The organism is Bacillus sp. UMB0893 (assembly GCF_002858905.1).
GTDB lineage: Bacteria > Bacillota > Bacilli > Bacillales > Bacillaceae > Bacillus_P.
In genome coordinates, this window is sequence record NZ_PKLB01000007.1 from 24,689 (window position 1) to 51,508 (window position 26,820).

The window sequence follows — 26,820 nt, forward strand, 5'->3', positions numbered from 1 at the left end:
GATGAGATTGATGGGAAAACAAACGTGGCAATTTGAAAATCGATTATTTGTTCAGTCCAGCGGTACAGCTGCAGGTCCAAAAGAAGCAGACGGGCCATTTGGGAAATTGTATGACAAAACATACGATGATCTGCATTGCGGGGAAGATAATTGGGAGCTGGCAGAGCGGCGGTTAATGGAAGATGCGATCGAGCATGCTTTGAAAAAAGGAAATTATACAAAAGAGGATATTGATTTTTTCCTTGCAGGAGATCTTTTAAATCAAAATGTAACGGCAAATTATGCAGCCAGACAAAATAAAATTCCCTTTCTTTGTATGTTTGGCGCCTGTTCAACTTCGATGGAAACTCTTTCAGTAGGATCCGCGCTGGTAGACGGTGGATTTGCGAATCGGGTAATGGCTGCAACGAGCAGTCATAATGCAACCGCTGAAAGACAATTTCGTTATCCTACAGAATATGGCGGCCAAAAACCGGATACGGCTCAATCAACGATCTCAGGTGCAGGTGCCGTTATCGTGAGCCGTGATGAAAGTGACATAATGATTACTTCAGCTACAATTGGTAAAGTTGCCGATCTCGGAATAACAGATCCATTCGATATGGGTTCTGCCATGGCGCCAGCAGCAGCTGATACAATCGCCCAGCATTTCAAAGATTTGAACTCAAAGCCTGAAGACTATGATTTAATCCTGACAGGTGACTTGGCATCAGTCGGAAGTCCGATTTTAAAGGACTTGCTCAAAGAGGATGGCTATGATGTTTATGCAAATCATAACGATTGCGGCCTGATGATTTATCGTCCTGATCAAAATGTTTTTGCTGGCGGAAGCGGATGCGGATGTTCCGCAGTTGTGACCTACAGCCATATTTTTAATGAATTGAAAAGCGGAAACCTGCAGCGTGTTATGGTTGTGGCAACGGGTGCATTGCTTAGTCCGACAATGATTCAGCAAAAGGAATCAATACCTACGATTGCTCATGCTGTTGTATTTGAACGAGTAAACAGGGGTGGGAACGGATAATGGAATATCTTATTGCGTTTGTAGTAGGCGGAGCCATTTGTGTCATTGGTCAATTGCTGATGGATGTAGCTAAGTTAACACCTGCCCATGTTATGAGTTCATTTGTTGTAATCGGTGCGATTCTTGACGGTTTCGGCATTTATGATAATTTTATTAAATTTGCAGGAGCAGGGGCTACCGTTCCCATTACAAGTTTTGGTCATTCACTGCTTCATGGTGCGATGCACCAGGCAGAAGAACACGGAATTATTGGAATTGGAATCGGAATTTTTGAATTAACCTCTGCTGGTATATCATCAGCTATCGTCTTTGCTTTCTTTGTAGCAGTTATTTTCAAACCGAAAGGATAAGATCATCCTATGACAGAAACACGAAGGGTCATTTTAGTAACAGATGGGGATGTTTATGCAGCCAAAACAATTGCATATGCTGCAAAACAAATTGGCGGACGGTGTATTTCGCAATCTAAAGGCAATCCGACGTTTTTATCAGGCCCTGAGATTGTAAAATTGATCTTGAAAACTCCTTATGATCCTGTTTTTGTCATGTTTGATGATTGCGGCTTACTAGAAGAGGGACCAGGTGAAAGGGCGCTTCTGTATGTGGCCGAACATCCGCAAATCGATGTTATGGGTGTTATTGCTGTGGCTGCAAAGACTCACGGATCAGAATGGACAAATATTGACGTGTCCATTGATAGGGACGGACTGATATCTGAATACGGTGTAGACAAGAGCGGCATTCGTGAATATGAAGTCGGGAAAATGACTGGAGATACGGTTTATTGTCTCGATAAACTGGATGTTCCGATTATTGTCGGTATTGGCGACATTGGCAAAATGGCCCGAAAAGACAGTCTGGATCATGGGTCTCCGATTACTATGAAAGCAGTAGAACTGATTCTTGAAAGGAGCGGCATGGCGGATGAGCGAAAACGTGAAACAAAAGACATCAATCTCTCCTAAGCTCGCAGTGAATGAAAATTACTTTAAAGACCACGTAGGACTGAACCAAAGTTTTGATTTAGGGGTCCGTAAAATTACAGTAATGAACATTGCGGTTAACCTGTATTATGTGAATGGGCTTTGTGATACCGCCTATATCATTCAGCTATTAAAAGAACTAATTGAGATTAATGATTATGAACATGAACAGATGAAGGTAAATGATATTATCGAAAACCGCCTAGTAAATCAGCAGGTTCAAAGAATCAAAACAATTGATGAAGCTGTCGATCAGGTTCTGTCAGGACTTGTTGTTTTCATGATTGAAGGGTGCAATTACGGGCTTGTTGTTGATGTAAGGAGCTATCCAGGAAGAAATCCTGAAGAACCTGATACTGAAAAAGTAGTCCGCGGATCCAGGGATGGGTTTGTAGAGAATATTATTGTAAATACAGCACTTATTCGAAGAAGAATTAGAGATGAGCGCTTAAGATACTCGATGATGAAAGTTGGAGAGCGTTCAAAAACAGATATTTGTCTTTGCTACATAGAAGATGTTGCAGACCCGAATTTAATTGAAGTTGTAAAAAAAGAACTTGAAACAATAAAGATTGATGGATTAACAATGGCTGACAAAACGGTTGAAGAGTTTTTAGTTAAGCAAGGCTATAATCCGTTTCCGCTTGTCAGGTATACGGAAAGAGCAGACGTTGCTGCCAACCACTTGTTAGAAGGACATGTCCTTATCATAGTGGATACTTCACCAAGTGTCATTATTACACCAACAACGTTTTTTCACCATGTGCAGCATGCGGAGGAGTATCGTCAGGCGCCAGCGGTTGGGACGTTTTTAAGATGGGTTCGATTTTTAGGAATTATTGGATCGATATTCATTGTGCCTCTTTGGTTTTTATATGTTCTGGAACCCTCCCTTCTGCCAGAGAAAATATCATACATTGGACCAAATGAGCAGAAAAATATCCCGATTTTCGTTCAGATATTCATGGCCGATCTCGGAATAGAATTTTTAAGGATGGCTGCCATTCATACTCCGACTGCCTTGTCGGTAGCAATGGGGTTAATTGCTGCAGCATTGATCGGTCAAATTGCGATTGATGTAGGGCTCTTTGTACCAGAAGTTATTTTATATGTAGCGATCGCTGCGATCGGAACGTTTGCTACCCCTAGCTATGAGCTCAGTATAGCAAACAAGATGATGAGGCTTGTTCTGCTGCTTGCAGTAGCATTATTTCAGGCAGAAGGGCTTGTTATTGGAACAACCTTATTATTTTTGTTCCTAACGAGTATCCGCTCGCTTAATACGCCGTACCTTTGGCCATTCCTGCCGTTTAATGCAAAGGCATTTTGGCAAATTATCATTCGTACGACTGTTCCAGGTGCAAAAATCAGACCGAGTATCGTTCATCCTCAAAATGTAAGAAAACAGCCAAACTAACATTGAAAGTGCGTTGCTTTTATGATATTGTAAGTTTAATTTACCTGAAGGAAAAGAATGAATAGACAGTTGGCAGCCATGGGGTAACGACTGTCTTTTTGTCTACCCGAGATGAAAGAGGGAATGTTAAATTGTTCTTACATGGAAGCAGTAAAGTAAACGAGCGGAATCACCTTGAAATCGGCGGGGTTGACACGGCTGAATTAGCGGCGAAATATGGAACACCTTTATATATTTATGATGTTGCGCTTATTCGCGACCGTGCAAGAAGCTTTAAGAATACATTTGAAAAGCATGGTGTAAAAGCTCAAGTTGCGTATGCAAGCAAAGCATTCTCATCTGTTGCTATGTTTCAGCTTGTGGAAGAAGAGGGCTTATCGCTTGATGTTGTTTCAGGCGGGGAGCTTTATACAGCTGTCACGGCTGGATTCCCGACAGAACGTATTCACTTTCACGGCAATAACAAAAGCAAAGAAGAACTGGAAATGGCCATTAAGCTGAAAATTGGCTGTATCGTAGTCGATAATTTTCATGAAATCGAACTTCTAAAAGAACTATCGGCACAAGAGAATACAGTTGTGCCAATTCTGCTGCGGGTGACCCCTGGGGTTGAAGCGCATACCCATGATTATATTACGACAGGACAAGAGGATTCTAAATTCGGATTTGATCTTCAGAATGGCCAAGTAGAGAAGGCGATGGAAAAAGTTTTATCCTCATCTTCTTTTAACATGCTCGGCTACCATTGTCACATCGGTTCCCAGATTTTTGATGCAACAGGTTTCGTACTTGCTGCAGAAAAAATATTCACGAAAGTCGGATATTGGAAAGAGACATTTCACTACGAACCGAAAGTTGTCAACCTTGGCGGAGGCTTTGGCATTCGTTATACCGAAGAGGATGAACCGCTTCCGGCTACTTATTATGTAGAAAAAATTGTTGAAAGCATAAAAGGCCACGTTTCTGAGAGCGGTATGCAGATGCCGGAGATTTGGATTGAGCCAGGCCGTTCTCTCGTAGGAGACGCCGGAACAACGCTTTATTCCATAGGATCTGAGAAAGAAGTGCCAAACATCCGCAAGTACGTTTCTGTTGATGGAGGAATGAGCGACAACATCCGTCCTGCACTCTATCAGGCGAAATATGAAGCAGCGCTTGCCAATCGGATGAATGATAAAAATGATGAATCTGTTTCGATAGCAGGCAAATGCTGTGAAAGCGGAGATATGCTAATTTGGGATCTTCCGCTTCCTAAAGCAAATCCAGATGATCTGTTAGCCGTATTTTGTACAGGGGCTTACGGTTATTCGATGTCGAACAATTACAATCGCATTCCGCGCCCTCCAGTGGTATTTGCCGAAAATGGCGAAGAGCAGCTGGTCATTAAGAGGGAAACGTTTCAAGATCTAGTTGCATTAGATTTACCGTTAAAATCCAAGGTTACTCAAAGATAAGTCATCAAATAACCATCAAAAAAAGACGAGCTCTCCAAAAGGAGCTCGTCTTTTTTACATTTTAAGCATTGTCTTTATTGCTGAAAATGGAGATGATCGCATCCCAAAGTGCGATAAAGAACTCCTTCAGCTGATCAAGGAAGTTTTGTCCTTCCTCTGAATCTATGAAATTTGAAATCTTATCTTTTGCTTTATCAAGCTGCTGTCCTACTTGATCCCAGTCTACGTTCACATCTTTCATTTTATTGAACAATGCCACAAGACTGTTGATTTCTTCTTCTGATAAGGTAATACCAAGGTCGTTTGCCGCTTTTTCAATTAATTCACGAAACTCTGCATCTGTTTTGGGAACGCCGTTATTTGCAATCTCTTCTTTAATTTTCGCCATTAACGCACTAGCATTTTCTTCGCCAACTTTATCGCCAAGCTCTGCCGTTTTCACAAGCTCTTCATTTGCGACCTGTTTCACTTCTTCAGGAATTGCTTCATCCGAAGTGACTTCATATGCCTTTAGCAATCCTGTTAGTGCCGCGGTTCCAGAAACTTCAAACGGAGCGGAAACCTGAATGGTTGCATCCTTTACGCCTGCTGTCATTAATGCATTCAAATACATTTCGTCTGTTACCCAATTGATGTTTTTCGTGTTTACTTCAAGGCCTGAGCCGCTTTTTTCAATTGTTATGGCAGAAGAAGAAATAGCCTTCGTGCCGATCTGTGCTTTTGGAATATAGTTTCCTAAATATTTATGTTCTTCTTCATTTGTAACTTCAATGACCTGTGATTGATCGTCAGCTCCCATTTCATTAAGCATAGTCTGCTTCTGATCTTCCGTTAAATTTTTGCCGAGTGTGACAATTTTATCTCCGACGGCTGCATCAGCTAACCCAATCGTTGGGAAAGCAAACAAAGCAATCGCCATAATTGAAACCAATATCTTTTTCAAAAAAAGACCTCCTTAGTTCATGACAACAAACTTCATTATAGTATTTTTTTCTAATCGGCGATAGAGTTTTTTGGCTGTGCGATTTTCTTGCTGCGGCTGCAATCGATCTCCTTGGCTTTCTTGAACGTAATATAGTAGAATGTATAACGTTCAGTCTATTAGACGAAAAAAAGAAGCAGGAGGTTTCATACATATGAAAAAAGGTCAAATTACAATGGAAAACGGCGACACGTTAGTCATTGAATTCTATCCAGAAGCTGCACCTAAAACGGTTGAAAACTTTGAGAAGCTTGCAAACGAGGGATTTTACAATGGAGTAAACTTCCACCGTGTTATTCCTGGTTTCGTAGCACAAGGCGGCGATCCAACAGGAACAGGAGCTGGCGGCCCAGGCTATTCCATTAAGTGTGAAACAGCTGGAAACCCTCACAAACACGTAGCAGGTGCTCTATCAATGGCACATGCAGGAAAAGACACAGGCGGAAGCCAATTCTTCATCGTTCACGAGCCGCAGCCGCATTTAAATGGCGTTCACACAGTTTTCGGCCAAGTTATTGAAGGCATGGACAACATTTATAAAATCAAGCAAGGCGATGTTATGAAAGAAGTTAAAGTTTGGGAAGAATAAGCAAGGTTTTAAAGCTGTCCTATAAGGGGCAGCTTTTTTTAGTGGGCTGAAAATCAGATTTTAACGATTTGATGGTATAGCTTACTTGTCATATGATGAGAAAAAGGAGGTGATTTATTTTGATGAAAAATCGTTCTGAACCCCTGGAACTAATGATTTATAGATATTTGCATCCGCGAATGAATCTCCGTTCTGAAGAAAAAAATTACTATTTGAAACTTGAAAAAGGTTATGAAGGGGAGAAGAAGTTTGATGACTGGCTTATTGCAAATGCGGGAAGAGGAACAATTTTAAGCGATCTAATGTTTGAAACAAGCAGCTCAAGCTGATACTTTGTTTCTTACACCGGACACAATCTATCTGTTTGAAGTGAAAAACTATGAAGGTGATTTTTATCTTGAAGGAGAAAAATGGTATTCATCCTATAAACTCGAAATGAAAAATCCGCTGATCCAGCTGAGGCGCAGCGAATCTTTATTTAGGAGATTACTGCAGGAAAATAACTTCTCCTTTTCAGTCGAAGGGTACCTTGTTTTTATTAACCCCGAATTTCACCTCTATCAAGCTTCTCCAGGATTGCCGATCATTTTTCCATCACAGCTGAATCGTTTTGCAAAAAAAATGAATAGAAAAACGGGTCCCCTAAAAGGGGTTCACTCGGAGCTTGCCGAGAAGCTTTTGGCACTTCATGTGGAAGAGTCTCCATACTCACGCTTGCCAAAATATAGGTATGATGATGTTAGAAAGGGAGTTGTTTGCAGGATGTGTAAATCTCTGTATTATTCTTTTAACAAATCCTTTTTTATATGTGGAAACTATAAAAATACAGAAGCCTATTTACCGGCAGTTTTGAGCAGTATTGAAGAATTTAAGTTTCTTTTTCCCGAGAGGAAAATTACGACTGATCAAATTCAAGAATGGTGTAAGCTAATTAAATCCAAGAAAAAGATACGGAAAATATTGTATGATCATTTTGAACATGTGGGGCACGGGAAGTCTTCTCATTTTGTTAACTCTTAATGATGAAGCGTCAATGAATGTCTGGTTTTCTGATTTTCCCGATTCGAGGGCCCCAAACAGCTCCAATGGTACCCTGGATTTTAGATTTTCCCGATTCGAGGGCGCCATACAGCCCCAATGGTACCCTGGATTTGAGATATTCCTGATTCAAGGGCGCCAAACAGCTCCAATGGTACCCTGAATTTTTAATCCCACCGTTTCTAGGGCCCCATACGACTCTAAAAAGTACAGCGCCTATCACTTCCTTCCAGACCCAACCACCATCATAAAATCATCTCCAATCTAAAAACTCAGAGATTAATTAATTGCATTCTTCGTCTAATCCCGATAATATATTAGAAAGGTAAACTTCATAATTCATTGAAATCCTTCGGGGCAGGGTGAAATTCCCAACCGGCGGTGATAAAGCATTTGCTTTTAAGTCCGTGACCCGACTCGCATTTTTGTGAGCGGTGGATCTAGTGCAACTCTAGAGCCGACAGTACAGTCTGGATGGGAGAAGGAACACAATGTGAACGTACGGGTATTATTTTTCTGAAAAAACAGATGAATAGTACTCTTGTTTGACATGCATATGTGACTGAAATCCCTTACAAAGCCCCAGGTATCTTTTACCTGAGGCTTTTTTTCATACTAAAAAAGGGAGGTGGCATATTGGAGGATCAGGATTTTATGAAAGTGGCTCTTCAGCTCGCAAAACAGGGATCTGGACAAACAAGTCCGAATCCGCTCGTTGGAGCTGTTGTTGTAAAAGATGGTCAAATAATTGGAATGGGTGCACATTTAAAAGCGGGTGAACCGCATGCAGAAGTTCATGCGATCAGGATGGCTGGCGCAAATGCGGAAGATTCAACTGTTTATGTAACGCTCGAGCCGTGCAGTCATCATGGAAAAACACCGCCGTGCGCAGACTTGCTTATTTCTTCAAAAGTAAAAAGAGTTGTTGTTGCGGCTGAAGATCCGAATCCGCTTGTTGCCGGAAAAGGGTTGAAAAAACTCGAAGATGCCGGAATTCAAGTAACGGCCGGAATGTTGAAGACAGAAGCGGAGAAGCTGAATAAAGTATTTTTCCACTACATCAAGACAAAACGGCCATACGTCACATTAAAATGGGCCGGCAGTCTTGACGGAAAAACGGCAACTGTAACTGGAGAGAGCAAATGGATTACGGGAGAAAAGGCAAGAAAGGATGTTCATCGTTACAGGGAGATTCATGACGCCATTTTAACAGGTGTCGAAACCGTGTTAAAAGATGATCCATCGCTTACATGCCGACTTGATAATCCAATAAAACAGCCAGTCAGAATTATTTTGGATACTCACTTGAGAACTCCACAATCAGCAGCTGTTCTCAATGATGGATTGGCAGAAACCTGGATTATTACAGGGAGTGCTGTCAGCCCTGAGCAGATCAGCTCTTTTCAGAATAAAAAGGCTGCCATCATTCAAATGAAAACGTCTAAAATTGAAATTTCGGATCTGCTTCGGCTGTTGGGTGAAAGAAGCATCACATCTTTATTCGTAGAAGGTGGAGCCGCCATACATGGAAGCTTTGTAAAAGAAGGAGCTTTTAATGAAGTGGTGAGCTATGTTGCACCAGTACTCATCGCAGGCAAGGATGCTTATCCTCTCGTAGGAGGAATGGGATTCGAACATATAAATGAAGCGCTGCGCTTGAAAATAATAGAAACAGAAATGCTCGGAGAAGATTTCAAAATCGTTTGTGCGAAAAAGGAGGGTGACTAAGATGTTTACTGGCATCATTGAAGAAATAGGTACAATCGGGAATATGCAAGGATCAGAGGATGCAATCCAGATAACGATTCATGCAGCAAAAATCATACATGATATAAATCTTGGGGATAGTATTTCAGTAAATGGCGTCTGCTTAACGGTAACTGAATTTACTGCCAGGTCATTCACGGTTGATGTGATGCCTGAAACGGTAAAAGCTACATCTTTGAATTCGTTAAAGGCAGGGTCATCCGTTAATTTAGAACGGGCGATGGCAGCAAACGGACGATTCGGCGGCCACTTTGTCACTGGCCATGTGGATGGGATTGGCACGATCATACGTAAAAAGCCTTCAGCAAACGCGGTTTATTATGACATTAAAGTGAGTGAAGATATCACTTCATCTCTGGTCATGAAAGGATCGATTGCCATTGATGGCATCAGCTTAACGATTTTCGGATTAGAGGATGGTAAAGTAACCGTCTCGATTATTCCGCACACTCTATCCGAAACCGTTTTGGGAGGCAAACAGGCAGGAGATATTGTAAACATTGAATGCGATATGATTGGGAAATATATCAAAAAGTTTGTACAGCAATCAACGGAATCATCTTCATCCTTAACAACGGACTTTCTAAAAGAAAATGGCTTTTACTAGAATGGGGGATTATCATGTCATTTCATTCCATTAAGGAAGCATTAGACGATTTAAAACAAGGGAAAACCGTCATCGTAGTAGATGATGAAGATCGTGAAAATGAAGGAGATTTTATCGCTCTTGCAGATTATGCGACGCCAGAGATTATTAATTTCATGATCAAGCACGGAAGAGGCTTAGTGTGTGTGCCGTTAACAGAAGAATATGCTGAAAGATTCAATTTTCATCCAATGGTCGGTGAAAATACAGATCCGCACGGAACAGCCTTTACAATCAGCATCGACTATAAAACAACGAAAACCGGAATCAGTGCATCTGAGCGTTCAGAAACCATTAAAGCTATTTTAAATGAAGACGCAGAATCACTTGATTTTAAACGGCCAGGTCATATCTTCCCTCTTATTGCAAAAGAAGGAGGCGTCTTAAGAAGAGCTGGACATACAGAGGCAGCAGTAGATTTAGCAAAGCTCTGCGGTGCAAGTCCTGTAGGCGTTATTTGCGAGATTATTAAAGAAGACGGCGAAATGGCCCGGGTGCCGGATTTAATTGAAATTGCAAAAGAGTTAGATTTGAAGATGGTTACCATTAAGGACTTAATTCATTACCGAAATGTATCAGATGTTCTAGTAAAAAGAGAAGCTGACATTCAGCTGCCGACTGAGTTTGGAACATTCAGAGCGGTTGGATATTCAAATGTATTGGATGGGAAAGAACATATCGCACTTGTGAAGGGTGAGATTTCACCTGATCAGCCAACTCTTGTCCGCGTGCATTCTGAATGTCTGACAGGCGATGTGTTTGGATCAAACCGCTGTGATTGCGGTCCCCAGCTTCATGCAGCGCTTGCGCAAATTGAAGAGGCTGGAAATGGAATTCTTTTGTATATGAGACAAGAAGGCAGAGGAATTGGCCTCTTAAATAAAATGAAAGCTTACAAACTTCAAGAGGAAGGCTATGATACCGTTGAAGCGAACCAGAAACTTGGGTTTGCCGATGATTTAAGAGATTACGGAATTGGAGCTCAAATCCTGCGGGATCTTGGGGTTTCTCAGATGAAATTGCTGACCAACAACCCAAGGAAAATAGCGGGGCTTGAAGGATACGGGCTGAAAGTAGTTGATCGCGTTCCGATTCAAATGCCTTCAAAAAAGGAAAACGAAAGCTATATGAAAACAAAGCAAGGAAAATTAGGACACATACTAAACTTATAATATGGGGGAAACAAACATGAAAACATACGAAGGAAACTTAGTCGGATCAGGATTAAAAGTAGCGATCATTGTCGGGAGATTCAATGAATTCATTACGAGTAAACTTCTCAGCGGTGCAGTGGACGCACTCAAACGACACGGAGTAGAAGATGATAATGTGGAACTTGCATGGGTTCCCGGCGCATTCGAAATTCCATTAGTTGCTAAAAAAATGGCCTCAACAAATAACTATGATGCTGTTATCACATTGGGAACGGTGATCAGAGGATCAACGACGCATTATGATTATGTATGTAATGAAGCAGCTAAGGGGGTTTCTCAAGCTTCCATCTCTACAGGCGTACCGGTTATTTTCGGTGTTTTGACGACAGAATCCATTGAGCAGGCAATTGAAAGAGCAGGAACAAAAGCTGGGAATAAAGGCTATGAAGCAGCAGTTGCTGCCATTGAAATGGCGAATTTAATGCGTACTTTGGATTAATTTTCAGCAAAAGTGTTTAAAATGCGTGAAAAACTGTTTATAATGTTTTGAGGAGTGATTCTTCTTGAATCATGATGATAAGGATAAAGGAAGATATCAGGAAAAGATCTTATTTTACATGATGATAGGCGCAAGTTTATTATTTTTGCTTTCTCTAATCGGAAGGTTATTTCGTTAATGAGGGGTTCATATGTTAATTCGCTATAAGAAAAGCTTTGAAAAAATTGCAATGGGTCTTCTATCTTTTATGCCAAATGAAAAAGATTTAAAGCATTTGCAGCAAACGATGAAGCAATATGAAACAGATGAGAAATGGCAGCTGTTTCTATGGAAAGATGAAGATATCATTGGAACAATCGGAGTAGTGTTCGAGGATGATGATCACGTGAAGATTCAGCATGTAAGTGTGAACCCTTCTCATCGTCATCAAGGAATCGGCAAGAAAATGGTGACGGCATTAAAAGAACAGTACAAAACGAAAGCAGTTGTTCCTGACGAACATACGAAGGCATTTTTTGAAAAGTGCACGGATTCTGAATAAGGAAAAAGAGATGAAGCTTACGTTTCATCTCTTTTTTTCTGTTGTCTCAAAGCGAGACTTTTTTTTCGTTCAATAATGACTTCGCTTCGGTCTCTGCGTGTGTGCTTATGCAAGAGAAACTCATCATTCATATTGCTGACGCTGCCCCACTGAAGCTGATGTTTAGTGCAATATTCGATACATTCATTCAGAAGGTTTTCATCAGAAATCGGCAATTGAATGCTTTGATATGGGACTTTGTTTTGAATATCCTTCACTTTTTCCCTTAAAAGCAATGCTGTTTTCGCAGGATCTAAGCCAAGCTCGAGCAGTGCTTCCTTTTCTTTTTCCAAAATGGCCAAGGCGTTCGTCATCATTCTTAGCGCGCCTTTCCAATTATTTCTGCGATGGTGATAAAGACCTACTGCCATTTGGATAAGGCCAACCCAATATGCCTTGCGCTGTTTTGGCTGCTCTTCCTTCCAGTGCTCCTCAAGCACCTCATGGCATTCAAAATAATCACGGTCTCCATGGAAATGAACAAGATACTCAATATATGCTTTCGGATACAATTCCTCACCCTCTTTTCATGCCCTAATTTAGAATTAGTGTAGCATAAAAGAAAAGGAATAAGGCTTTTAATCGAACTGGCAAGGGCAAGAATCGAAAATTTGTGTGCTGATACCTATTACACTGTTAAATGATACATTAACACTGATAATATCCTGATTTTAACTGATGAATCTTCAATTTAGACAGATAAATGAAATAAACGAATTCAAAAACCCCCCGCCAGCAGGCTAGGGGTTTTTGATGATATGCTCCCATATGATAGAGCGTCTTTTCAATCATTAATAAAGCCAAGCAGCTCCAACAATAATCAATAAGATGAAAAGAACAACGATTAAAGCAAAGCCTGAGCCATAATTAAATCCTTTATCTCCCATTTTTGTGCTCCTCCTTAAAGTAACATACATTTTACATAGTTATCATATGACCGGGTCTGCCCGATTGTTTGGGCGTATATCCCGGTTCTGGCCATTTTTCGGCTAAGTCAAAGATCCGTAAAAAGGATGTTTGCTGAAAAAATAAGTATTGGACCTGGGACGAGAATGTTCTATACTATAGGGTAGCCGACATGAATGGTACAGAATGAAGTGGTGGGATGAAGTTGCAATACAAAGTGAAAATCGACGCATTTGAAGGACCTTTGGATCTTCTTTTGCATTTAATCAATACACTGGAGATTGATATATACGATATACCAGTTGCTGAAATTACAGAGCAGTATATGCTTTATATACATACGATGAAAGAACTGCAGCTTGATGTCGCATCAGAATATCTGGTGATGGCGGCAACCCTCCTGTCCATTAAAAGCGGAATGCTTCTTCCTAAGCATGAGGAAGAACTGATGGAGGATGAATTTGGCTTCGAATCTGAAGAGGATCCGCGGGATGAACTGATGAAAAGGCTGATTGAATACCGAAAATACAAAGAGGCAGCTGATGACCTTAGACATATGGAAGAAGAACGCTCACAGGTTTTCACAAAACCGCCAAGTGATTTAAGTGAGTATGCGGGAGAACCCGTCTTTACGAAAGAATCGATGAATGTATCCATTTATGATATGCTCGGAGCATTTCAAAAGATGATGCGGAGGAAAAAACTGCAAAAACCGCTTCAGACAAGAATTGCAAGACAGGAAATACCGATTGATAAACGTATGGATGAAATTATGGAAGAATTTAGAAGAAATCCGCGGCGCAGAAAGTTTACGGATCTTTTTCCATCGAATCAAAAGGATCATTTAGTCGTCACGTTTCTTGCCATTTTGGAATTGATGAAAAAAAACAGCATCATGATTGAACAAGAAGAAAATTTTTCAGATATTTATATTCTAGGGAGGTTAGAAAACCTTGGATAAATGGAAATCCATCATTGAAGCTCTTCTTTTTGCAGCTGGCGATGAGGGACTATCAATGAAACAGCTGACGTCAGTTCTGGAAATAGAAGTAGAAACCATAACAGACGTGACGCAGGAATTACAAAATGATTATAAGAAAAAACAGCGCGGAATTGAACTCATTGAAGTAGCTGGTGTGTTTCAATTAACGACAAAGAAAAAACATGCAGCTTATTTAAAGAAGCTTGTTGAAACCCCGAACCATACAGCCTTATCACAGGCTGCACTTGAAATTCTTGCTATTGTTGCATACCGTCAGCCGATTACAAGAACTGAAATAGAAGATATCCGCGGAGTGAAATCAGAACGGCCGCTTCAAACTCTTGTTTCAAAGGTTCTTGTAAAAGAAGTTGGGCGCGCAGAGGGAACCGGAAGAGCGATCCTATATGGAACAACAAAGGAATTTCTTGAGTATTTCGGGTTAAAAACCATTAAAGAGCTTCCTCCGCTTCCTGATAAAGTGGATGACGAGTCCTTTAATGAAGAAGCGGATCTCTTTTTTGAAAATTTCAATCAAACTTTTGAAGAAATCAAATAATTTTCACTATTGCATAATAACCTATGATAAAATAAAAAAGAACGGGGCAAAGGAATATCTTTGTTCCTTTTTTTGAACGAAAAAGTGCATAGGGGTGCAATTAGGTGATTATAAAAAATGGCAGAGGGTATGAGTTAGAGAAAGAGATGCCAAATACATCTGAGGATTTTTTTAACCGCTCTGAAGTCACGTTTGTTTCAAGCAAGACTGAAAAGACTTTTCATGTTTTATATGTACGGTATTTCGAACAGGTATTCACTGAGCAAAATGCTGAACTCTTTGCAGGGCAGGATTTACGCCTCAAAGATATTCTGGCGCTTATATGCATCATTCAAAATGAATCACTCTTGATGCGAAAAAGGCTGTATATAAACACGGAAGAAGAATTCCAGAGTTATCTCAAAGGGATAGATATCCGTGCAGCGCTTATGGCGGCTGATGAAATGAACAGGCATCAAGATGTACCCTATAATAAAGTCGTTGAAAAAGTGAAAAACAGCCATACATAAAAGAAGATCAAGAATTTGAAAGGATGTGTCAGTATGGGAAATACGTTAGTAAAAGCACAAACAGAACAAGTAGAAGGATTTTTAGGAAATGTCGTAAACGAACTGAATTCGTTTTTGAATCATGCAACAATCTCATCATTTTTGGATGAGACTGCAGGGGATGAGGCGTATTATGGAGATTTATTCCGCAACTTGAGAAGACTATCTGTTTATTGCGAGGAAGGACTGGAAGCTTGTCACATCGTTCTTCAAAATGAGCCGTTCCGAAAACAGGCTGCTGAAAAAGTACTATATAAAATTTATCACCAATGCATTGAGGAGTTTTATAATCCTAAAAATGACGTTTGGTACGAAGACAGCCGATCAGCCTATACAGGGAAAAATGCGATTAAATACCGCCACACTGCACCTGATTCATTAAAGGTGATGATTGCATCTTTAGAAAGCGGATTTCAGGAAATTCGTGAGGAATTGGAATATTACGAGACAGATTACCGCACGAAAATGATCCAGTCGAAGTAAGTAAAGGATTCAGCTCTTTCATCAGGGCTGTTTTTTTTGTGATTTTATAGTTGCTAATTACGCGTACGGTGTTGGTTATCAAGTAGAAGTATAAATAGATTAGAACCAAAATAACGCGATGAGGCTTAATAGAATGAGCCCGTTTTTTAGAATTTTACGTTCATAACCTTTGTCCACCCGCATAAACTTGTACAAAACAATAAAAGGACGTGGGTGTTATGCGGCAACGGAAAGCGATAACAGTGATCGTACTCATCTTCTTCTTGCTTTTGTCGGGGTTTCCGCACCATTCTTCTGCTGAAATAGGTGTGAGTGCAAGAAGTGCGATATTAATTGAACAAGAATCTGGGAGAATTCTTTTTGAAAAAGACGCCCATACGAAAAGAAGAATTGCCAGCATAACAAAGATTATGACAGCGATACTTGCAATTGAATCAGGAAAAATGGAGGAAAAGGTAAAGGTAAGCAATCGTGCGGTACATACAGAGGGGTCGGCTGTATATATACAGGAAGGAGAAAAAATTAAGCTTGAGGACCTTGTATATGGTCTTATGCTTCGATCCGGAAATGATGCAGCTGTCGCTATAGCAGAGCATGTCGGCGGTAGTGTCGAGGGCTTCGTGCACTTAATGAATCAAAAAGCAGCGGAAATCGGCATGATGAACACGGAGTTTGCTAATCCGCATGGACTAGATGATCACGAAAATCATTATTCCACTGCTTATGACATGGCGATTCTGACACGATACGCCATGGAAAATCCGATGTACCGAACAATTCAGGGGACAAAAGTTCATCGAGCACCAAATCCGAATGAGCAATGGGACAGGGTATGGAAAAATAAAAATAAACTGCTGACAAGCTTATATGAATACAGCACAGGCGGAAAAACGGGTTATACGAAACGGGCTAAGCGCACTCTTGTTTCGACTGCATCTAAAGATGGAATGGATCTGGTGGCAGTGACAATTGATGCGTCAGATGATTGGAATGATCATATCGGGATGTTTAACATGGGCTTCAGCGATTATGACTTATTTAAAATAAAAGAAGCAGGGACCTTAAAAGATATCAAAGATAAAATGTATAAAAATAAATTGTTTATTAAAAGGGATGTTTTTTATCCGTTAACAGAAGAGGAAGAAGATAGGCTTAAAATCAATGTCTCTCTGATAAAACCTGAAAAAAGCTGGCACGATCCTGAGGATGTTCCGAACGTTGTCGGTAAAATGACTTTTATTGTTGAGGATGAAAGAGTGGACGAAGTACCCATTTATTTTGATAATGGGCTGACGAATAAACCAAATGCTGCAATTTGGGAGAAGTTCCGCAAGTTATTTTTCATTGGTGCAGGTTTCATCCATTATGATTAATATCATTTGGGTTGGACTGACAATCATCGGGATTATCTTTGCGATGATAAATGGGACGATGGAGCAAGTGAATGCTGCCGTTTTTAAAGGTGCAAAAGATGCTGTCACCATCAGCATCGGTTTGATCAGTGTTCTTGTTTTTTGGCTTGGATTAATGAAAGTTGCTGAAAAAGCAGGATTGCTTGAAAAACTTGGACAATTATTCAAACCATTTGTCAGTAAACTGTTTCCGGAGATTCCGGCAGAACATCCGGCAATGGGCTATATTCTATCAAATATGATTGCAAATCTCTTTGGACTGGGAAATGCAGCAACCCCGCTTGGAATAAAAGCGATGGAACAAATGAAGAAATTAAATGGCGATAAGCCGGTTGCCAGCAGATCGATGATTACTTTTTTGGCTGTTAATACATCAAGCATTACACTGATTCCAACGACGGTTATTTCTGTCAGGATGACATATGGGTCAAACTCTCCGACAGATATTGTTGGCCCTACGTTGCTTGCAACGATTATTTCAGCAATAGGCGCCATTTTGATTGACCGCTATTTCTACCATAGGAGAATGCGGAAGGAGCGAAAATAGAATGGGTATGATCAGTTTAATCTCGTTATGGATGATCCCGCTGATTATCGGATTTATTCTGCTATATGGCACATTCAAAAAAGTGCCGACATATGAAACATTTGTTGAAGGAGGAAAAGAAGGGATCGATATCGCTTTTTCCATCATTCCGTATTTAGTAGGAATGCTCGTTGCCATTACGATTTTCAGAGCTTCAGGGGCCCTTGAATTTTTTGTCGGGATGATGAAGCCTGCTTTAGATGCAATCGGGGTGCCAAGCGAGATTGTACCGCTGGCTTTTATCAGACCCATATCGGGTACTGCTGCCCTAGGCATGACAACAGACTTAATTTCCGCGTATGGCCCCGATTCTTTTATTGGAAGACTTGCTGCGGTTATGCAAGGGAGCACAGATACGACTCTGTATATTCTGACCGTGTATTTTGGAGCAGTTGGAGTGAAAAAAATGGGTGATGCGCTTAAGGTAGGCCTGCTTGCTGATCTTATGGGGATTATTGCTTCAATCGTAATAGTCATGATGCTTTTTTAATAAGATGAGAGAGGCTGCCTATGTTTAGGCAGCTTCTTTATGTTGTGCAGAAATAAGGTTATCTCTGTCCAGCTCCTCGACCATAACAAAAAAAGTCAAACCCGAACTTTTCTGCCGGATTCTTTTCTGTCATGCCTGCGCTAAACGGGCGCTTGCGCTTTTCTTATAATCATCAAAACTTTTTGCTCATTTGCTCCCCTTTTATGAGATAATAGGACTTCATGCAATTTTTCACAAAGGATCGTTTTAATGGAAACTTGTATAAAAAAATGATAAGAAGTAAGATGTTAACGAGGTGAAAGAAATGGAACGTTTACAAAAAGTGATAGCTCATGCAGGTCTTGCATCAAGAAGAAAGGCAGAGGAGCTTATTTTAGAAGGCAAGGTAACGGTGAACGGTAAAGTTGTAAGAGAGCTTGGAATCAAAGTTTCTGGAAATGACCGTGTAGAAGTGGCCGGGGTTCCAGTTGAAAAAGAAGAACCCGTTTATTTTATTCTATATAAACCGCGCGGCGTGATTTCAGCTGCAATCGACGATAAAGGCAGAAAAACAGTAACTGACTTTTTCCCGCAAATAAAGGAACGCATCTATCCGGTTGGAAGACTTGATTATGATACGTCCGGCATCATCATTATGACCAACGACGGTGATTTTGCTAACCTCCTTATGCACCCAAGCAGTGAAGTAGAGAAAACGTATGTTGCTAAAGTGAAAGGAATTCCTATCCGCGAAAAATTAAAAGCGCTTGAAAAAGGCATCATGCTCGAAGACGGGAAAACAGCACCGGCAAAAGTGAAGTTCGTTTCTTTGGATAAAAAGAAGCAAACAAGCATAATTGAGCTGACCATTCACGAAGGCAGAAACCGTCAAGTCCGCCGCATGTTTGAGGCGATTGGCCATCCTGTGTTAAAGCTCAAGCGTGAAACGTATGGTTTTCTCGACTTAAAAGGATTAAAAACGGGAGACGGCCGGGAATTATCTCCGCATGAAGTAAAACAGCTGAGATCATTGGCTAAATTCGGAAAGTAAGCCCTTTAATTTTCACATAAACTTCAAATTATCAAGAAAACGTTTGAAATAAACAGTGATATAATGAGTTGAAATGCATGAGATATGGGAGAGTTTTTAATGAAAAAAAGACGGTTGCTCATGAGATCGATCATCCTTTTCGTGTTGGTCGCTGCGCTTGGATATACACTGTATACGAATTTTTTTTCAAGCAAGGAAAAAGTAAAGGCTGGAAGCGAAGCCCCTGATTTTGTTTTAACAGACATTAACGGGGAAAAGCATCAGCTTTCAGATTACAAAGGGAAAGGCGTATTCCTTAATTTCTGGGGTACTTGGTGCGAACCGTGCAAACGCGAGATGCCCTACATGCAAAATCAATATGACTACTATAAAAACCAAGGTGTAGAGGTACTTGCCGTCAACATCGCAGAATCAAAGATTGCCGTTCAAAATTTTACAGATACATATGATTTATCTTTTCCTGTCGTACTGGATAAAGATCGACAAGTGTTAGATGCATACGGAGTTGTACCTCTTCCGACTACATTCCTGATTGATAAAGATGGAAAAGTAGTGAAAATTATCACTGGCCAAATGACTGAGCGGATGGTCAGAGATTACATGGAATCAATCAAGCCGTAAACGGGGAGTTTTCATCATGAAAGAAGTGAAATGCAAGTGCGGTCACAGCAATCCGCACGGGACGGTTCTTTGTGAATCTTGCGGTCGTAAGGTCGGAGAAGAGGAAGAGAAGCAAACCGTACCTGGTAAACTATTGGATATGAAATATGATGGAAGTGCCAGACGCTCACAGACATACAAGAAGACGCCAATCGATAAGATTTGGAACTTCTTTTCGTCTGTTAAAGTTGGCATCTGGATTATTGTCCTGATTTTAATTGCGTCAGCAATTGGCACCATTCTGCCGCAAGTAATGTACATACCGCCAAATGTGACGCCAAAAGAGTTTTACCGTGAGGAATATGGTGTCATTGGCCAGCTCTATTTTCAAATGGGCTTTCATGAATTATTCAGTTCCTGGTGGTACATGATTTTGATCGGTGCCCTTGCAGCATCACTTGTCATTGCAAGCCTGGACCGATTTATTCCTCTTTATCGTGCATTAAAAAAACAGGGCGTGACTCGCCACGAAAGTTTTATGCGCAGGCAGCGGCTATTCAGTGAAACAAGTTCTGTCCAGGATGCTGATAAACAGCTGGTACATATCAAAGAAGGCTTGAAGAGAAAACGCTATCATGTCAGAGAAGAAAACGGAAATTTACTGGCGGAAAAAAACAGGTTCTCAAGATGGGGACCTTACGTCAATCATATCGGCCTTATTATTTTCCTATTTGGCGCTATGCTTCGGTTTGTGCCTGGCATGTACGTGGATGATGTCATTTGGATACGCGAAGGCGAAACAAATGTGATTCCAGGTACAGATGGTCAATATTTTCTGAAAAGCGATTCGTTTATTATGGAAACGTATCAAAAGAAAAATGAAGATGAAGTTTTTCAGGATGCCCTTACGAGAGTGGGCGATGGGAACGTTGTGAAAAATTATCAGACGAATGTAACCCTGTATGAACGCAAAGGCGAGACAGTGATTGGAGCAGAGCCTGAGCTGCAAAAAGTGAAGGACGGCGAAATAAAGGTGAATCAGCCGCTCAAGCATGATTCATATGCACTGTATCAGGTCGATTATAAGCTGAATGAATTAAATAAAATGACATTCAGTTTAGTAGACAAAGAGACAGAAGAAAACTTCGGCCAGCTGACGATTGACCTGCTCGACCCGCAAAAGGATTTTGATTTGGGCAATGGCTATAAAGTTGAAGTAGCGAGCTACCTCCCTGATTTCTATTTTAACAGCGAGGGTGAACCGGCTACGAAAACAAGAATTCCTGATAATCCTGCCTTTGTTTTTAAAATGATTTCACCTGATAATCCTAAAGGGGAGACAAGCTTTGTCGCCATTCAGCAAACGATTGAGCCGAATGAGGACAATCAGCTGAAAATGAAGTTTGAAGGGGTTGAAACGAAGAATTTATCAGCCCTTACCGTTCGGAAAGACAACACACTTTGGTTTCTTGGACTTGGCGGAGCCATTTTCATGATTGGAGTTACTCAAGGTATGTATTGGAACCATCGCCGCATTTGGATCAGACGCAGCGGAGAAGGCATTCTTTTAGCCGGACATACGAATAAAAACTGGTATGGCATTAAAAATGAGATTGATTCTGTGCTTGAAGGAACGATGATTGAAAAGCCGATCGATCAGTCAGACGAGAAAAAAGACTAGTCATAGAGGAGGAAAAGGTGTGGCGGCTTTAAGCAGTAATTTGCTATTTGCAGCTTTCATTTTATATTTGACTGCGACATTTCTCTTTGGCGGAGCGATTCGCGATAAGAGAAAGGAATACAAAAAGCCAAGTAAATGGGCGTCTGCAGGTATTGCTATCACCATTCTGGCTTTTGCAGCACAAGTTGGCTATTTTATTACAAGATGGATTGCTTCTGGACATGCTCCGGTCAGTAATCTATTTGAATTTACTACATTCTTTGGCATGATGCTTGTTCTTGCATTCATAGTTCTCTACTTTATTTATAAAGTATCCATTTTAGGACTTTTTACACTGCCGGTTGCATTGCTGCTGATTGCTTATGCCAGTATGTTTCCGACAGATATCTCACCATTGATTCCTGCTCTTCAAAGTAGCTGGCTTCATATTCATGTAACAACAGCTGCACTTGGACAGGCGATTCTCGCCATAAGCTTTATTGCAGGTGTGATTTACCTGATCAGAGCAGTAGATCAGACAAAAAACTCTAAGAAAACATTCTGGCTGGAAGTTGTCATGTATACACTTGTTGCTACTATTGCCTTTATAGCCATTACCAGTACCTTCAGATTAATGGACTATGAAGCAGTTTATAAATGGACCGACAAAAATGAGCAGAATTCTGAAATGGTTTATAATATGCCGGCCCTGGTAGGACCGCATCAAGGTGAACTTTTAACAGAAGGCAAAATGGAAGCTTTCTTTGAAGTTCCCGCTTTAATTTCTGCCAGAAAGTTAAATACCGTAATCTGGTCTATCGGCACTGGCTTACTATTATACGGAGCGATCCGTTTAATCCTGAGAAAGAGAATCTCAGCTTTCCTTCAGCCTCTCACGAGAAATGTCAATCTTGATTTAGTAGATGAAATCGGGTATCGATCCGTAACGATTGGCTTTCCGGTCTTCACATTGGGCGCTCTAATATTTGCAATGATTTGGGCGCAAATTGCATGGACCCGCTTTTGGGGCTGGGATCCTAAAGAAGTCTGGGCTCTTATCACATGGCTGTTCTATGCTGCGTACTTGCATTTGCGTCTTTCAAAAGGCTGGCAAGGCGAGAAATCAGCCTGGCTTGCAGTTATCGGGTTTGCAATCATCATGTTTAACTTGATATTTGTCAATCTTGTCATTGCCGGATTGCATTCCTACGCTTAGGCGCCACTAAAGCTAGTAAAAACAGTAAAGTCTTATTATAAGTTTCACTTCATGACACTTCTTACATTTAAAAGAAAGCCTTCACTCCATATAAAGTGAAGGTTTTTTGGTAAGATAATCATATAGGATAATTCGGAGGAGGAGACACACGATGGAAAATAACAATAACTATAAAATTCTGGTCGTTGATGACGAGGATCGAATTAGAAGACTTTTAAAAATGTACTTAGAGAGAGAAAACTACCAAATTGAAGAAGCAGACAACGGCAATGATGCCCTTGAAATGGCTTTGTCAGCTGAATATGACTTAATTCTGCTTGATTTGATGATGCCTGGTATGGATGGGATTGAAGTCTGCCGCCAGCTGCGCCTGAAAAAAGCGACGCCTATCATCATGCTGACAGCAAAGGGTGAGGAAGTAAACAGAGTCCAAGGCTTTGAAGTCGGCACAGATGACTACATTGTGAAGCCTTTCAGCCCTAGAGAAGTTGTCTTGAGAGTAAAAGCTCTGCTAAGAAGATCATCAACAACCTCTTTCCTGAAAACAGAAACGAAAGCGAAGAATGTGATTGTTTTTCCTCATCTATCAATTGATCATGACGCACACCGTGTGACAGCAGACGGCAAAGAAGTGAGTTTAACTCCAAAAGAGTATGAATTGCTGTATTTCCTCGCGAAAACACCTGATAAAGTTTATGACCGCGAAAAATTATTAAAAGAAGTGTGGCAATATGAATTTTTTGGTGATTTAAGAACGGTAGACACCCATGTAAAACGCCTGAGAGAAAAATTAAGCAAAGTTTCGCCTGATGCAGCCTCCATGATCGTAACTGTATGGGGAGTAGGCTACAAATTTGAGGTCGGCAGTGAATGATGTTTTGGAAAAGTGTAGTCGGTAAACTCTGGTTTACCATTTTATTGCTCGTTTCATTTGTTTTATTTATACTGACTGTTTTGCTTCTTGAATTTATGGAGAATTACCATGTAGGGGAAGCCGAGCGTGAACTGACGCAGCTTGCTAATAAAATATCGGTAATTTTAGAAAGCCACGAAGATCAGGACCTGGCACGTTCGATTTCTTGGGAACTTGCAGATGAACTGACAAGCATTATTATTGTTGAGGATGAGAATCGATACTGGTTTTCTCCCGAAAAATATGAAAGCACCCCGACTTTCGAAATGCAGGATATACAAAATGACAAAGAACTGTCAAAAGTGTTTTCAGATCAAAAAAATGTAAGCAAGCTTGCGGAACTGTCTGAAGAAGAAAAATTGAATACGGCTAATAATGATGAAGTGCTGGTCGTAGGTGTACCATATGAACGTAAGAATGGAGAATATGGCGCTGTATTTATGTCGCAATCCCTCCTTGCAGTTCATGAAACAACAAAGAATACGACAAAGTATATTTTGCTTGCTGCCGGAATTGCGATCATTTTGACAACCATTTTCGCCTTTTTTCTCTCAACAAGAATCACTTATCCGCTTAGAAAAATGCGTGAAGTGACACAAGAGCTGACAAGAGGGAAATTTGATACAAAGGTGCCGATTTTAAGTCATGATGAGATTGGCGAACTTGCCATAGCCTTTAATCAAATGGGCCGACAGCTTAAATTCAACATTAATGCGCTCAATCAGGAAAAAGAGCACCTGACAAGCATTTTAAGCAGTATGGCAGACGGCGTAATCACGCTCAACATTGATGGCACGATTCTTGTAACAAATCCTCCTGCGGAACGGTTTTTACAGGCATGGTATTACGAGCAAAAAATGCAAATCAATGAAGGTGAGGAAATTCCGCCAGAAGCAAAAGAATTATTTCAGCGAGTGGTCAATACGGAGAAAGAGCATATCGTGGAAGTGAATTTGCAGGGCAGAAGCTGGGTCATGGTTATGAGTCCGCTATATAACCAGTCATATGTCCGCGGTGCGGTTGCGGTCCTCAGAGATATGACTGAGGAGAGAAGACTGGATAAGCTGAGGAAAGACTTTATTGCGAATGTCAGTCATGAGCTAAGAACACCGATTGCGATGCTTCAAGGATACAGCGAAGCCATTGTAGACGATATAGCAAGTTCTGAAGAGGAAAAGAAAGAAATTGCTCAAGTCATTTACGATGAGTCACTTCGTATGGGAAGACTCGTGAACGATCTTCTTGACCTCGCCCGAATGGAAGCTGGACATATTACTCTAAATTATGAGGAAATCTCCATCCATGAATTTATAGAAAAAATTAATCGTAAATTTCAGGGGCTGGCAAAGGATAAGAAAATTTCTTTATCCTCATCTGTCATCTTAGTTGAGCCGGAATTTGTGCTTGATCCTGACAAGATTGAACAAGTCCTTACCAATTTAGTTGATAATGCCATTAGACATACGCTTGAAGGCGGTTCTGTCGAAATTCATGTACAGAGTGTGTCTCACGGAATAAAAATCGATGTGAAGGATACCGGTACAGGAATTGTGGAGGAAGATTTGCCATTTGTGTTTGAACGATTTTATAAAGCAGATAAAGCAAGAACAAGAGGCCGTTCTGGAACTGGTTTGGGTCTTGCGATTGCAAAAAATATCGTAGATGCACATTTAGGAACGATAACAGTGCACAGCAAAGTAAATGAAGGCACAACCTTCAGCTTCTATCTGCCACGAAAAAGCGATGATTCTGAAAGAATGTGACGAAAATTCTTGTTTCATAAGGAACACCGTCTGAATTTTCTGTTGAAGCTGTGAGGATTTTTTTGTAAAATAATACTGAATTAACATAATTAAATATTTTGAGATATAGGTGCTTGCCGCTTAATAGGGAATCAGGTGAAAAGCCTGAACTGTCCCCGCAACTGTATTTGCCGACGACCTGAAAATATCCACTGTATAATCCAATGGCATAGCTATGCTGTTTGTTGTATGGGAAGGATCAGTTAGAATGAAGCAATAGTCAGTAGACCTGCCTAATCTCTTACAAAGTTTGTATTCTTCGGGGGTTGAGCATAGAGACGGCAAGATTCTGTCTTTGCATTCACCTTCAGAATCTTCATATGCCGTTTTTAAGCCCATCCTCCAAGATGGGCTTTTTCATTTTTTGTTTTAAGCTATACAATATAGATGGATACATAAAAGGAGAGATTGTTTGTGAAAAAGGTTTTTGGGTTACTAGGAATATTACTTTTAATGGTAATGGGGGCTTGTGCAAATACTGCAGAAGAGCCTAAAAAAGAAACATCAAATTCAGAGCAGGCAGCTGAAAATAAGGAAACAGCTGAAGAAACAAAAGCCACTGTTGCCTTGACTAAAAACAATATGGAAGAGGAAGTCGATTCAAAAGAAGTTGCCATCAAAGAAGGACAGACTCTTATGGATGTCATGAAAGAAAACTTTGAAGTGGAAGAAGCCGGGGGTTTTATTAACGGCATCGATGGAATCAAGGCTAGCGAGAGCGAAAAAACATACTGGCATCTTGTCGTTAATGGTGAAGATGCGATGACAGGTGCAAATGAAATCGAGCTTAAAGATGGAGATAAAATAGAATTTGATTTAAGAAATTATGAGTAAGCCGGGAGCTCAGAATGACGACTAGAAGAATCAGTCTGCTTTCGTTATTGATAGCATTATCAGTGATAGGGAGACTGGCATTTCAATTTGTTCCAAACATCCAGCCAATGACCGCCATCATCATCATTACTTCGATTTTGATTGGTCCTATTAACGGAATCATCGTAGCTGTATTAGGCTGCTTCGTCAGTAATTTGCTGCTCGGTATGGGAATGTGGACGATCTGGCAAATGCTGGCCTGGGGCGCGGTTGCATTGATCTCAGGTGTTTTAGGGAAATATATTACATCAAAAAGACTCTTTGTTTTTACACCAGTTGCCGTGCTGTCTGGATATTTCTTTGGATTTGTTGTGTCTCTGAATATGTTTGTTTTAACAGAAAATGGTTTAGCTTATTATCTGGCGGGATTGCCATTTGATACAGCGCATGCAATTGGAAATGGCATCTTCTTTATCGTGCTGTACCCTGTCATGTACAAAACGTTTCAGTATTTCTTGAATAAAAAGGATTTTGGCATAACTATGCAGTAAACTTAAAAGAGCGACGTGTCGCTCTTTTCTTATATAAAAGCTCTGTTCGCATTGATTGTTGCTTTGCCTGTGGTTATTGCATAAGCACTGCCGTAACTAGTGTAAAAAGTCTAAAACCCGATTTTTTACTCACTTGCAA

At 40.6% G+C, this 26,820-nt stretch carries 31 protein-coding genes and 2 riboswitches; of the genes, 28 read left to right on the forward strand and 3 right to left on the reverse strand.

What is annotated here, in order from left to right:
• The first annotated feature begins 1 nt into the window (after position 1).
• The 5 genes from spoVAD to lysA all read left to right on the forward strand — a co-directional run bounded on the left by spoVAD (position 2) and on the right by lysA (position 4,878).
• The gene (gene spoVAD / locus CYJ36_RS15540; RefSeq protein ID WP_101568185.1) at positions 2 to 1,024 is read left to right on the forward strand and encodes a stage V sporulation protein AD; all 1,023 of its coding nucleotides are present in this window, start codon (positions 2 to 4) and stop codon (positions 1,022 to 1,024) included.
• Complete coding sequence (gene spoVAE / locus CYJ36_RS15545; RefSeq protein ID WP_101568186.1) at positions 1,024 to 1,374, forward strand: stage V sporulation protein AE; 351 nt, start codon at positions 1,024 to 1,026, stop codon at positions 1,372 to 1,374. The genes spoVAD and spoVAE overlap by 1 nt, the downstream gene beginning before the upstream one ends.
• 9 nt (positions 1,375 to 1,383) lie before the next feature.
• Complete coding sequence (locus CYJ36_RS15550) at positions 1,384 to 1,989, forward strand: stage V sporulation protein AE (RefSeq protein ID WP_101568187.1); 606 nt, start codon at positions 1,384 to 1,386, stop codon at positions 1,987 to 1,989.
• Entirely contained in the window at positions 1,949 to 3,424 is a 1,476-nt protein-coding gene (locus tag CYJ36_RS15555) for a spore germination protein (protein ID WP_101568188.1), read from the forward strand. The genes CYJ36_RS15550 and CYJ36_RS15555 overlap by 41 nt, the downstream gene beginning before the upstream one ends.
• Positions 3,425 to 3,555: 131 nt before the next feature.
• Entirely contained in the window at positions 3,556 to 4,878 is a 1,323-nt protein-coding gene (gene lysA, locus CYJ36_RS15560) for a diaminopimelate decarboxylase (protein WP_101568189.1), read from the forward strand.
• A gap of 61 nt (positions 4,879 to 4,939) precedes the next feature.
• Here the strand turns inward: lysA and CYJ36_RS15565 are convergent, their stop codons facing one another.
• Positions 4,940 to 5,821: a DUF1002 domain-containing protein gene (locus CYJ36_RS15565; protein WP_180850355.1), complete on the reverse strand. Its 882-nt coding sequence runs from the start codon at positions 5,819 to 5,821 to the stop codon at positions 4,940 to 4,942.
• A 193-nt stretch (positions 5,822 to 6,014) separates the two neighbouring features.
• Between CYJ36_RS15565 and CYJ36_RS15570 the strand changes: the two genes are divergently transcribed.
• From CYJ36_RS15570 to CYJ36_RS15610, 8 genes are all read left to right on the forward strand, one after another.
• Positions 6,015 to 6,449 carry a peptidylprolyl isomerase gene (locus tag CYJ36_RS15570; protein WP_101568190.1) on the forward strand — a complete coding sequence of 145 codons (435 nt, stop codon included), beginning with the start codon at positions 6,015 to 6,017 and terminating at the stop codon, positions 6,447 to 6,449.
• Positions 6,450 to 6,568: 119 nt separating this feature from the next.
• Positions 6,569 to 6,778, forward strand: coding sequence for a hypothetical protein (locus CYJ36_RS15575; RefSeq protein ID WP_101568191.1), 210 nt, complete (start codon positions 6,569 to 6,571; stop codon positions 6,776 to 6,778).
• Complete coding sequence (locus tag CYJ36_RS15580) at positions 6,756 to 7,469, forward strand: nuclease-related domain-containing protein (RefSeq protein WP_101568192.1); 714 nt, start codon at positions 6,756 to 6,758, stop codon at positions 7,467 to 7,469. The genes CYJ36_RS15575 and CYJ36_RS15580 overlap by 23 nt, the downstream gene beginning before the upstream one ends.
• 362 nt (positions 7,470 to 7,831) lie before the next feature.
• A riboswitch (FMN riboswitch) is annotated at positions 7,832 to 7,977 on the forward strand.
• 146 nt (positions 7,978 to 8,123) lie between these two features.
• The gene (gene ribD, locus CYJ36_RS15590) at positions 8,124 to 9,215 is read left to right on the forward strand and encodes a bifunctional diaminohydroxyphosphoribosylaminopyrimidine deaminase/5-amino-6-(5-phosphoribosylamino)uracil reductase RibD (protein ID WP_142382717.1); all 1,092 of its coding nucleotides are present in this window, start codon (positions 8,124 to 8,126) and stop codon (positions 9,213 to 9,215) included.
• Position 9,216: 1 nt separating this feature from the next.
• Entirely contained in the window at positions 9,217 to 9,861 is a 645-nt protein-coding gene (gene ribE / locus CYJ36_RS15595; protein ID WP_101568194.1) for a riboflavin synthase, read from the forward strand.
• Between the two features lie 14 nt (positions 9,862 to 9,875).
• Positions 9,876 to 11,072 (forward strand): bifunctional 3,4-dihydroxy-2-butanone-4-phosphate synthase/GTP cyclohydrolase II, encoded by a 1,197-nt coding sequence (locus CYJ36_RS15600; protein ID WP_101568195.1) that lies wholly within the window; start codon positions 9,876 to 9,878, stop codon positions 11,070 to 11,072.
• A 16-nt stretch (positions 11,073 to 11,088) separates the two neighbouring features.
• Positions 11,089 to 11,553 carry a 6,7-dimethyl-8-ribityllumazine synthase gene (gene ribH, locus CYJ36_RS15605; protein ID WP_101568196.1) on the forward strand — a complete coding sequence of 155 codons (465 nt, stop codon included), beginning with the start codon at positions 11,089 to 11,091 and terminating at the stop codon, positions 11,551 to 11,553.
• Positions 11,554 to 11,743: 190 nt separating this feature from the next.
• On the forward strand, positions 11,744 to 12,094 hold the full coding sequence (locus CYJ36_RS15610) for a GNAT family N-acetyltransferase (RefSeq protein WP_101568197.1): 351 nt from the start codon (positions 11,744 to 11,746) through the stop codon (positions 12,092 to 12,094).
• Positions 12,095 to 12,111: 17 nt separating this feature from the next.
• Here CYJ36_RS15610 and CYJ36_RS15615 read toward each other — a convergent pair whose 3' ends face one another.
• The gene (locus tag CYJ36_RS15615; RefSeq protein WP_101568198.1) at positions 12,112 to 12,645 is read right to left on the reverse strand and encodes a DUF309 domain-containing protein; all 534 of its coding nucleotides are present in this window, start codon (positions 12,643 to 12,645) and stop codon (positions 12,112 to 12,114) included.
• 279 nt (positions 12,646 to 12,924) lie between these two features.
• Positions 12,925 to 13,020 carry a YjcZ family sporulation protein gene (locus CYJ36_RS15620; protein WP_101568199.1) on the reverse strand — a complete coding sequence of 32 codons (96 nt, stop codon included), beginning with the start codon at positions 13,018 to 13,020 and terminating at the stop codon, positions 12,925 to 12,927.
• Between the two features lie 218 nt (positions 13,021 to 13,238).
• Between CYJ36_RS15620 and CYJ36_RS15625 the strand changes: the two genes are divergently transcribed.
• The 15 genes from CYJ36_RS15625 (at position 13,239) to CYJ36_RS15695 (ending at position 26,681) form a co-directional block, all read left to right on the forward strand.
• Positions 13,239 to 14,000: a segregation/condensation protein A gene (locus CYJ36_RS15625; RefSeq protein WP_101568200.1), complete on the forward strand. Its 762-nt coding sequence runs from the start codon at positions 13,239 to 13,241 to the stop codon at positions 13,998 to 14,000.
• Positions 13,993 to 14,577, forward strand: coding sequence for an SMC-Scp complex subunit ScpB (gene scpB, locus CYJ36_RS15630; RefSeq protein ID WP_101568201.1), 585 nt, complete (start codon positions 13,993 to 13,995; stop codon positions 14,575 to 14,577). Before CYJ36_RS15625 ends, scpB begins: the two co-directional genes overlap by 8 nt.
• A gap of 104 nt (positions 14,578 to 14,681) precedes the next feature.
• On the forward strand, positions 14,682 to 15,086 hold the full coding sequence (locus tag CYJ36_RS15635) for a hypothetical protein (protein ID WP_180850357.1): 405 nt from the start codon (positions 14,682 to 14,684) through the stop codon (positions 15,084 to 15,086).
• Positions 15,087 to 15,119: 33 nt separating this feature from the next.
• Positions 15,120 to 15,608 carry a YpuI family protein gene (locus CYJ36_RS15640; protein ID WP_101568202.1) on the forward strand — a complete coding sequence of 163 codons (489 nt, stop codon included), beginning with the start codon at positions 15,120 to 15,122 and terminating at the stop codon, positions 15,606 to 15,608.
• Between the two features lie 218 nt (positions 15,609 to 15,826).
• A complete protein-coding gene (locus CYJ36_RS15645; RefSeq protein WP_101568203.1) occupies positions 15,827 to 16,981 on the forward strand; it encodes a D-alanyl-D-alanine carboxypeptidase family protein in 1,155 nt (384 codons plus the stop codon).
• Positions 16,974 to 17,567 carry a nucleoside recognition domain-containing protein gene (locus CYJ36_RS15650; RefSeq protein ID WP_101568204.1) on the forward strand — a complete coding sequence of 198 codons (594 nt, stop codon included), beginning with the start codon at positions 16,974 to 16,976 and terminating at the stop codon, positions 17,565 to 17,567. Before CYJ36_RS15645 ends, CYJ36_RS15650 begins: the two co-directional genes overlap by 8 nt.
• 1 nt (position 17,568) lies before the next feature.
• Positions 17,569 to 18,096 (forward strand): spore maturation protein, encoded by a 528-nt coding sequence (locus CYJ36_RS15655; protein WP_101568205.1) that lies wholly within the window; start codon positions 17,569 to 17,571, stop codon positions 18,094 to 18,096.
• 304 nt (positions 18,097 to 18,400) lie between these two features.
• A complete protein-coding gene (rluB, locus tag CYJ36_RS15660) occupies positions 18,401 to 19,126 on the forward strand; it encodes a 23S rRNA pseudouridine(2605) synthase RluB (protein WP_101568206.1) in 726 nt (241 codons plus the stop codon).
• Positions 19,127 to 19,225: 99 nt separating this feature from the next.
• Complete coding sequence (resA, locus tag CYJ36_RS15665; RefSeq protein WP_101568207.1) at positions 19,226 to 19,747, forward strand: thiol-disulfide oxidoreductase ResA; 522 nt, start codon at positions 19,226 to 19,228, stop codon at positions 19,745 to 19,747.
• Between the two features lie 16 nt (positions 19,748 to 19,763).
• Positions 19,764 to 21,407 (forward strand): cytochrome c biogenesis protein ResB, encoded by a 1,644-nt coding sequence (locus CYJ36_RS15670; protein WP_101568208.1) that lies wholly within the window; start codon positions 19,764 to 19,766, stop codon positions 21,405 to 21,407.
• A 19-nt stretch (positions 21,408 to 21,426) separates the two neighbouring features.
• Complete coding sequence (ccsB, locus tag CYJ36_RS15675) at positions 21,427 to 22,602, forward strand: c-type cytochrome biogenesis protein CcsB (protein WP_101568209.1); 1,176 nt, start codon at positions 21,427 to 21,429, stop codon at positions 22,600 to 22,602.
• A gap of 151 nt (positions 22,603 to 22,753) precedes the next feature.
• Entirely contained in the window at positions 22,754 to 23,476 is a 723-nt protein-coding gene (locus CYJ36_RS15680) for a response regulator transcription factor (protein ID WP_101568210.1), read from the forward strand.
• Entirely contained in the window at positions 23,473 to 25,278 is a 1,806-nt protein-coding gene (locus CYJ36_RS15685; protein ID WP_101568211.1) for an ATP-binding protein, read from the forward strand. Before CYJ36_RS15680 ends, CYJ36_RS15685 begins: the two co-directional genes overlap by 4 nt.
• Positions 25,279 to 25,367: 89 nt before the next feature.
• Positions 25,368 to 25,568: riboswitch (cobalamin riboswitch) on the forward strand.
• 163 nt (positions 25,569 to 25,731) lie between these two features.
• Entirely contained in the window at positions 25,732 to 26,151 is a 420-nt protein-coding gene (locus tag CYJ36_RS15690; protein ID WP_101568212.1) for a DUF4430 domain-containing protein, read from the forward strand.
• A gap of 14 nt (positions 26,152 to 26,165) precedes the next feature.
• The gene (locus CYJ36_RS15695) at positions 26,166 to 26,681 is read left to right on the forward strand and encodes an ECF transporter S component (protein ID WP_101568213.1); all 516 of its coding nucleotides are present in this window, start codon (positions 26,166 to 26,168) and stop codon (positions 26,679 to 26,681) included.
• Positions 26,682 to 26,820: the final 139 nt, after the last annotated feature.